General features: G+C 42.2%; 6 protein-coding genes and 1 pseudogene. 5 read left to right on the plus strand and 2 right to left on the minus strand.

Annotated features, from left to right (window positions below; translation table 11 throughout):
* Position 1: 1 nt before the first annotated feature.
* Positions 2-127 (plus strand): annotated as a pseudogene (locus FTU82_RS14965) (IS6 family transposase); the annotation flags it as partial.
* Positions 128-168: 41 nt separating this feature from the next.
* Here FTU82_RS14965 and FTU82_RS14970 read toward each other — a convergent pair.
* Both FTU82_RS14970 and FTU82_RS14975 read right to left on the minus strand, forming a co-directional pair.
* Entirely contained in the window at positions 169-471 is a 303-nt protein-coding gene (locus tag FTU82_RS14970) for a helix-turn-helix domain-containing protein (protein ID WP_001140620.1), read from the minus strand.
* The gene (locus FTU82_RS14975) at positions 464-820 is read right to left on the minus strand and encodes a type II toxin-antitoxin system RelE/ParE family toxin (protein ID WP_004668307.1); all 357 of its coding nucleotides are present in this window, start codon (positions 818-820) and stop codon (positions 464-466) included. The genes FTU82_RS14970 and FTU82_RS14975 overlap by 8 nt, the downstream gene beginning before the upstream one ends.
* A 750-nt stretch (positions 821-1,570) precedes the next feature.
* On the opposite strand from FTU82_RS14975, the gene FTU82_RS14980 reads away from it, so the two are divergent.
* Genes FTU82_RS14980 through FTU82_RS14995 form a run of 4 tightly spaced genes read left to right on the plus strand, consistent with a single transcriptional unit; the run spans position 1,571 to position 8,015 of the window.
* Entirely contained in the window at positions 1,571-5,260 is a 3,690-nt protein-coding gene (locus FTU82_RS14980) for an ATP-binding protein (RefSeq protein ID WP_257222008.1), read from the plus strand.
* Positions 5,261-5,284: 24 nt separating this feature from the next.
* A complete protein-coding gene (locus FTU82_RS14985; RefSeq protein ID WP_004676008.1) occupies positions 5,285-5,917 on the plus strand; it encodes a hypothetical protein in 633 nt (210 codons plus the stop codon).
* Positions 5,914-7,158 carry a hypothetical protein gene (locus tag FTU82_RS14990; RefSeq protein WP_180001799.1) on the plus strand — a complete coding sequence of 415 codons (1,245 nt, stop codon included), beginning with the start codon at positions 5,914-5,916 and terminating at the stop codon, positions 7,156-7,158. The genes FTU82_RS14985 and FTU82_RS14990 overlap by 4 nt, the downstream gene beginning before the upstream one ends.
* The gene (locus FTU82_RS14995; protein ID WP_004676005.1) at positions 7,149-8,015 is read left to right on the plus strand and encodes a hypothetical protein; all 867 of its coding nucleotides are present in this window, start codon (positions 7,149-7,151) and stop codon (positions 8,013-8,015) included. Before FTU82_RS14990 ends, FTU82_RS14995 begins: the two co-directional genes overlap by 10 nt.
* Positions 8,016-8,179 lie beyond the last annotated feature (164 nt).

Here is an 8,179-nt window from a genome sequence, read left to right on the forward strand (position 1 = left end):
AATCATTCTTTGGGCTGTGCGCTGGTATTGTAAATATGGCATTAGCTATCGTGAACTGCAGGAAATGCTGGCCGAACGGGGTGTGAATGTTGATCACACGACTATTTACCGTTGGGTTCAACGTTATACGAATCTAAAAATGGGAGCCTATAGCTCCCATTTTTATTGTTAAACGTTGAATCCTATATGTTTTCCTGTTGGAAGCTCTACATCAATACGGAGCTTCCCACCCATTGCCTCAACATACTTTTTCATGGTTGAAATCTTAAGATCATTGCCACGATTTTCTATTGCTGAAAGCGATGGCTGTTTTATTCCCAAAGTTTCAGCAAGCTCTTTTTGAGAAATTTCGAGTTCTTCACGAATAAGATGAAGCTGATTTTCTAGCAGTAATTCATCAGCCATTTTTTGAATACGGGCTTGGCTCTCTGGAGAGCGGCTAGCTAACAATTCTTGCAGAGTCTTAGCCATTAGATTTATCTCCTAGGGTAGTGAGATGAAGTTGGTATTGTTCATCTGCAATATCCAGCATGTCTTTATAAAAACGCTTTTTACCGCCTTTATCAGCAATACATAGAACAATAGCCTGTCGTAAGGGATCAAATGCGAAGAAAGCTCTTAAGGGTCTACCGCGATGTTGAACACGCAGTTCTTTCATATTGGTAAATTTAGACTCATACACAGTATCTACTAAAGGACGGCCTAAACTCGGTCCCTGCTGCTGTAGAACAACCAGGGCAGCTAGGACCTTCTCTTGTGTAGGTTCATCTTGCTGTTCAAGCCACTGATTAAATAGATCTGTCGTAATGACTGTCCACATACCACAACCAAAATATAGATTATAGTCTATATTTTAGGGGCATTATGTTTGTTTTGCAAATGAGAAAGGATAGGCAATAAAAAACCCCGGCATCCTGCCGGGGTTTTTCATATTGGGTTGCTAAGTATGACTCCTGTCTTACCTCACGTTCCTGGTGCGATCTTTCTTATTCTTGTTGTTTGGAACATCCTGTTCTCTATGGCTTCATCATAGGAAAATTCCACTGTTCCAGGTAGCCGCAAAGAGCCGAGATTGTTGTGCGCCAGGGCGTACAAAATAGCCTAAATTTCATCCACAGTAATTGGGGATAGTTTTCGCCCTGGAAGAGCTGAGAACATTGGGAAAATGCCAAAATTGATCATTTTCTATACAGAATTATTGGCAAGAACTATCAAAACTGCTCATAAAAAAGCCGACTTGTTTCAAAATCGGCTTTTTGCTCATTTTTGCATTTTTCTGATTTTAATAAGTTGCTGATATTTCAATTAATATACAAGTGTTGTAAGCCCAAAGTAGAAATGTCCGGTTTCTCCAAAGTAAAAATGTCCGCTTTTAGAATATGCGCTTTTGCAATTTTCTTAGCGGACGGTTTGATATGTTGGTGTCTATGTCGGATAACCGCCATTATATTTAATAAAAGTATAAGATCAGGGAAAGTTACAGTTTTTATTTAAAATTGAAGTATCCATTAGACTTATGAATATTTATAAAAGGTATATAATGAGTATTATTAACCCTCAAGAAACCTCTATGAAAGGTTTACAGTCAATCATTCTTTATGATTCTTTTCTTTCATCTAAACTATTCCGAGTTGATATTAGTGGTGGTCATACAAACATTACCGGTATCAACGGTGCAGGGAAAACCTCATTCCTGAACCTGATTCCTATTTTCTTTGGTGCCTCACCAAATGGGTTAATAGAGAAAGCTGCAAACAAGAAAAATTTCGTAGACTACTATTTGCCGAGCAGTCGAAGCATGGTGATTTTTGAATACCTTGCTCACTCAGGTACAAAGTGTGTGGTGCTGTATCGCAATAATAATCAGGGCAAGCACAACTACCGATTTGTTGATGGATGCGCGGAAGATACGCTATTAAGTGAGAGCAGTCTGGAAATCTTGGGTCTTTCTCAGAATGTGAAAGACGTATTTGATCAGGTTTATAAATCTGGCGTTGATGTGAGCCGTCAGATCGACAGCATCCCTGAATATATCTATACGCTGACTGCAGATAAATCACGACTGACAGGTGAAAGAAACCTTCGTGATTTATGCAACCGCTATTCACTGTCTGGAAGCAAACAACAGCTAAAATTCCTGAGCAATCTGACCCAGGTAACGATTAACCAGAACAATGTTGTCTCAAACTTCAAAACCATGTTAATTGAAGCGTATTTGGACAACGAGAAAATCAAAACAAAACCAACCTCTACCGCAGATTGGTTAGCAACCATCAATGATGTGAAAGCCCTACAAAGCCTTCAATCGGAAAAGCAGAAGATTATCTCTGGCATTCAGTTAAAGAATGCGGTCTTAGCCTCCTTTAATGCGCTTCATGCACACCTGTTGGTACTCCGGGACCATGTGGTGAACTACGAGCAGCAGATCAGTTCGATAGAGCATGAAATCTATGCGGTAAAGAACAAAGGGAATGAGACAGTCCGTAACCTGAATAACCAGATTGTACAAGTCAAAGAGCTGATTGCAGTAAAAGAAAAGTCTGCAGGTAACTTTAAACAGGCAATTCATGATATTGAAGTTGCGGAAAGACGTTATCAAGACATGAATATTTCCGTCATGGAACAGGAATATAAGAAACGTGCGCACTACTTCAACGAGATTGAAGAAGCGAAGAAATACAAACAGTTTTTGACTGAAAGCTACGAAAATATCAACCGCGAGTACGACAAGCATTCAGCAGATTTGCTTCGTGAAAAAATGGCATCCAGTGAAGCCCTTAATGCTGAATCTAACGAGGTTCAGGAGGCAATCAACCAGTTGCGAAACCGCTTTGATCTCAAGGTGAAAGAGCTTGAGCGCAAACAGGCTGAACAGCTCCAAATTCTTGATCAAGAAATTTCCAGTGAACGTCAAAGGCTTCTGGATATCCAGTCAGCAGCTATGGAGCGCATGCACCAATCAACACTGTTTACGGATGAAGAAAACCTACAGCTACAGCGCCTCAAGTTGGCTTATGAAGTCAAAGAGAATACCTTGTCTGCAAAGTCTGACGAATTGAAAGCGGCTCAAAACAAGCTTAAACAACTTAATTTTGATCAAAACAAGGCGCAGTATGATCTTAATGGATTAAAAGCCAAGCTTGAGAAAGCCAAGCAGTCAGAAGAGAATCTGCGTACAACCCTGTTCCAGAAAGACACCTTGCTACGGTTCCTGAATGATGCACCGAATGAAGATGTGGACTGGCGTACTACCATTGCGAAGGTCATCAATCCTGAGCTTTTCTTCAAAACCAACCTGAACCCTGTCTGGCAAACTGGCGTGAATGCCAATGCGCTAAGCCTCTATGGTCTTGAAATAGACCTGAACAAGTTGGAGATTCCAGGGGAAGCCGACAGTCTTGAGCAACTACAAATACGTCTGAAAGATGCCGAGATTTACACGGCTTCTTTGGTTGAGCAGTACGACAAGCAATCGCATCTGGCTCAGTCCATCCATAGAGAGATCAACGAGACCAATATTGCAGTTGTTAAACTCGAAAATGAGTTAAATACCCTGCAAAACGAGAAGCAGCAAGCCCGACAGGTTTATGACCAGACTGAGAAAGAGCTGAAAGCGAAGAAGGCAGAAGCTACACGTATTGAGCAAGAAGCTGTAAATAGAGCGAAATACGAGCTGCAAACTTTCAACAATCAGATTGAGCCGAAGAAACGTGGTGAGCTTCGATCAGCCAACATGCTTGAAAAAAATGGCTTAAAGGAGAGCTATGATGCGTCCTATGCAGACTTGCGTATCAAGCTTGACCTGATTGCCACAAAGGAAAAGCAGCTAGAGAGCAGCTATCAAGCCAAGATGGATGATTTGACCAACCTGTATCACAGCAAACTGCGTGAGCAAGGCGTGGATGAAAATATCCTGAAACAGGCAGAAATGAAGATCAAGGCTGCGATTGCACAGCACACCAAAGTCAAAGGCTATGAAAGCATTTTGGCTGAGTACGATATGTGGAAGAAAAACCACTATCAGTACAAGCAGAACCATATCGAGGACATGAACCAAGCTCTGAAACTTGTATCTGAATACAGCCACAATCTTTCCAAACTGGAAAGTGAGCTTGAACAAGTCCGAACCTCCCTTCGTACAAGAGTGGACAATCTTGAAGCGAGTGCACAAGATTTCAGGGAGAAAATCAAAAAGCTGGATAAACAGGGGCGTGAAATCGAAAACCTGTTCGATGACGATATCCTATTGGTAGAGGTAGATCGACCTGAGTTTTTAAGCTTCGACAGCTTCTCTCGTGATCTGGGTACGTTGGCTGATACACAGAAGAAACAGATTTATCAATTACGCTTGCAGACAAACGCTTCTAAGGCATTACTGCGCAAATATGAAGCCTTCTCTCTGTTCAAGCTGTTTGAGGAAAAGATGGAGAGTATGGGGACTACCAGTGAAACCATGAACACCATTAACTCCATGTCTACCATCGAAAGCATCATGGACTACGACTTGCCGAAAAAGCATGATGCAGTCACAAACATTTTCCGTAATAAATCGGCTCAGTTGCGTAACTATATTCAGGAAATCCTTAATCTAAATAAGCGTTTAAAGAGCGTATCTACGGAACTGTCTGGCTACCTGAACCGTAGCAACAAGTTCAAGGCATTCACTGACTTCTCAATGAATCTGGAAAGTGTGCTGAATGACAAGAACACCCTAGATCAGCTCAATCAGTTTGTTTTGCAGTGTGAGGACTATCAATCCTTTGAAAACATGCAAAGCAGCTCCATTCCGAGCGAGGATTTCATTCGTTGCTGTGAATACACCTTAAAGGCAATTGAAAGCACCAAAGGACATACTGATGATATCCGCTCTATGGTACGTCTGAAAATGAGCGTGATGAACAATGGTCGTCTTGCCGAGCTGCGTACTGACAACGACTTTACCAGTGCAGGGAGTACAGGAACGTCACGTATTCTGGTGCTGATCATGTTCCTCGCATTGTCACGGAAGTTATGCCCTGATAACTCGACCTACATCCATATCCCGCTTGACGAGATTGGCAACTTTGATGCGATCAACACCAATTTGCTGTTCGACATGATGGACCATAACAAAATCTATCTGGTCTGTGCTCAACCGGAAAACTCAACCTCTAACCACAAGTTTAAGAATCTCTACATTGTTGGAGCCAATGGTGTCAGCACTGTTGTTCCACTGGAAATCGAAGGCGATAACCCATTGCTTGCAGCAGAACCAGTCTAATAGGGAAAAAGTGGAGAATTTTAAATGGCTGATAAACGATTAACAAAAGTAGCGACCAAATTATTAGAAGGTTATCTAATTGACCAGTGGAGTGATTTTGAGAACTTTGAGTTTTTGAATGATGTCGAATTTTTAGATCAACTAAACAACCATATTAGTTTTCTAGGCAAAAAGTGTATTCAGACACCGTGCGGTGGTGGGTATTTCCTGATTTACCTTGATATTGAAAGTGACCCTGAGATCAAAAAGGTCATCACCAAACAGTTTGAGGAAAACGTCAGCAAAATGGAGCCACTTGTGGACTGGCTGCGACTGTTCAGAAAGGCAGGGGGGCGCAATGAACCTCTGATTGGAGGCGACAGAATTACGTCTGGTGAAATCCTGGTTGAAGTGGAGAAGTCCAAGCATGTCCAAAAAGGGCTAAAAGAACTCTCTGCAAAGTTGGGTAAGACCGCAAGCACAGTGAAAGACCAGATCAACGGTGTTATTCAGTTTTTGGTACAGCGCGAATATTTAGTGCCGGTTGGGGTTGTGGGTACTGAGTTTTTGGCAACTTCACGTTGGTCGATTTTCTACGATGAAGCTGAGTACCTTGCCGAACACAATGCGATTGATATCACTCAAACAGATGATGTGGAGCAGGGCGAGTTACTATGATCGACTTCGTGAATCCGGCTGAACGTGGGGCGAAGGTTTTCTCTGCAAACATTGATGCTATTGCCGAAGCAATCATGTTTACCAGTTCGTCTATTCAGGTCAATGAATCAAACAAATCCTTGATTGATAATTTGCTGTCTTGCGATCTTGGGTATCTGGATGCAGAAAAAAACACGCTGCATCTAAGAAACTTCGTCATTGAGTTTGTGAATTTCTATAAAAACAGAAAGAAACGCAACATTTCCGCACCCGACATTAGCGGTCTGATTGATCGTATCAAAACGGTGAGTACCGACTATGCCTTGTCAAAAGTCGAGGACCCGGAAAGTGCCGAAGTATTAAAGGTTGAAGCAAGTGACCTGATTATTGAGCTTTCAAACAATATCAGCGAGAACATGACCAATTTTGCCGATCAGTGCTTTGAGTATCTGTCGCTGTTCAACAACTACGACATGAAAATGCGTAAGGCTGAACAAAGCTTAAAGACTGCCAAAATGCTAATTACGGCACTGGAAATCCTTTCACCAAATACGATGGATGAATTGGCGGTAGGTGATGCAGACTTGCAGAGAGTGATCTCCAAACGTCTCAAGCCAAGCGTGTTTGAAGCCATTGAAGAAATGAACCACAGCCATCACCGACTGGACAAGCAACTCTTTGAATGGAAAAAGGACATAAAAACCCAGGAGCGAATCAATCTGATTGATGCGCTGCACCGTCATTTTGCCAACAACCGGACGCTGAATGCCGATATTGATTTCAACAAGGCACCTGATAGCTTCCGTCGTGTACCACTTATCAAGCTGAAAGCTCGTGCCGATATCTACCTTGAGGATTTTGAGAACACTTTATCTGCGGTAGCTCAGACAGCCAATCAGAAGCGTGTTAAAAAAGATGGTCCAGTTGTTGAAAAAAAACGCCCACCGGTAGAGAAGGCAACGCATACGATAGTGAAGGCAGTCTCATCTCTGGATAAAGCTGCATTTTTCTTCTTTGACGCTTTTGGCAGTCCGGCAATCAATGAAATATCAGCAAAGAACGCCTACATACGCCTAGAGCCTGGATGCAAATTTGAATACTGGATTAGTCGCCTCCTGTATGAGTTTGAACTCAACCACTCAAACCATCTTGAGTTGCAGTTAGTGGGTGAAACGGATGCTAAATATAATGGCAACTACTACATTTCAGATATCGTGTTTCGTCGCAAAGACAGCAACGGAAAGGTGATGCAATGCGCTTAGGGCAAAGAGAACTCTCAATCATTCAGACGGTTTTACAGCTTAAAACCAGAGTGGTGAAGCTTAACAAGACATGGACAATGCTGAACAAAGACATGCAGATCGGCAGCATCATCAAACGTGAGCTGCATCTAAGTGAATCAGATCTTGATGTGCTTCGGGTTCTGTACGGAAAGCATGTAAAAACGGAGCCAGAGGTAACGTATGACTCCAATGCAGACCGAATATCGCTTGCTGATCATCGTATAGATGAAAAGTCTGGCAATGCCAGCGTTTTCGGTGAGCAGCTTTGGTTTGCTGCGATCAATGCACAACTACCGTTAAAGTCCGGTGAGATGCACATTGCACATCCTGGCGTGACAACAGCCGTGTCCTTAGAGCATCTTGCAGTAGAAAAAATCAGGAAGCTGATCATTATTGAGAATGGCACTATGCTTGTACGGATTTCGGACTGGTATCAGCAAGTTCCACTCGAATGGCAAGACAGCCTATTCCTTTACAGGGGGCATGGTAAGAACTGCCGGTCAGTCAATCAGTTGCTTGAAGTTCTGCCAGAAGAATGTCCGGTAGCGGTGTATACCGATTTCGACCTGTATGGGTTGAATATCGCCAATAATTTCAACCTGATCAGACCAGTCTCTGTGATGGTTCCCCAATGTTGGCAAAGCATTAAAGAACAACACCCTGATAACAACTTCTATAAGTATGTAGACCAGTCAGAGTACATTTCGGATTTGTCGGAAACCGAAGGCATGTCGGAGCCGATGAAAGCGATCTTGAAGCATGTGAACTTCAATAAAGTTGCAGTTATGCAAGAGAACGTGAACCGGCTTGGTCCATTGGTGTGTATAGCAATTTAAGGGCACTGTTGCAAAAGTTCAAGGTGTTACTTTAGACTATAGCCTAACGGAACAAAATAAAGTCTTAAAAAGCAACTCAAAAACCGTATTTATAGACTTAATATTTAATTTCGGTACAATATGTATTTAATTATCTAAACTCTAACGGTACAGAATGCCTAATC

It is taken from the genome of Acinetobacter sp. YH12151 (assembly GCF_013418355.1).
GTDB lineage: Bacteria > Pseudomonadota > Gammaproteobacteria > Pseudomonadales > Moraxellaceae > Acinetobacter > Acinetobacter pseudolwoffii.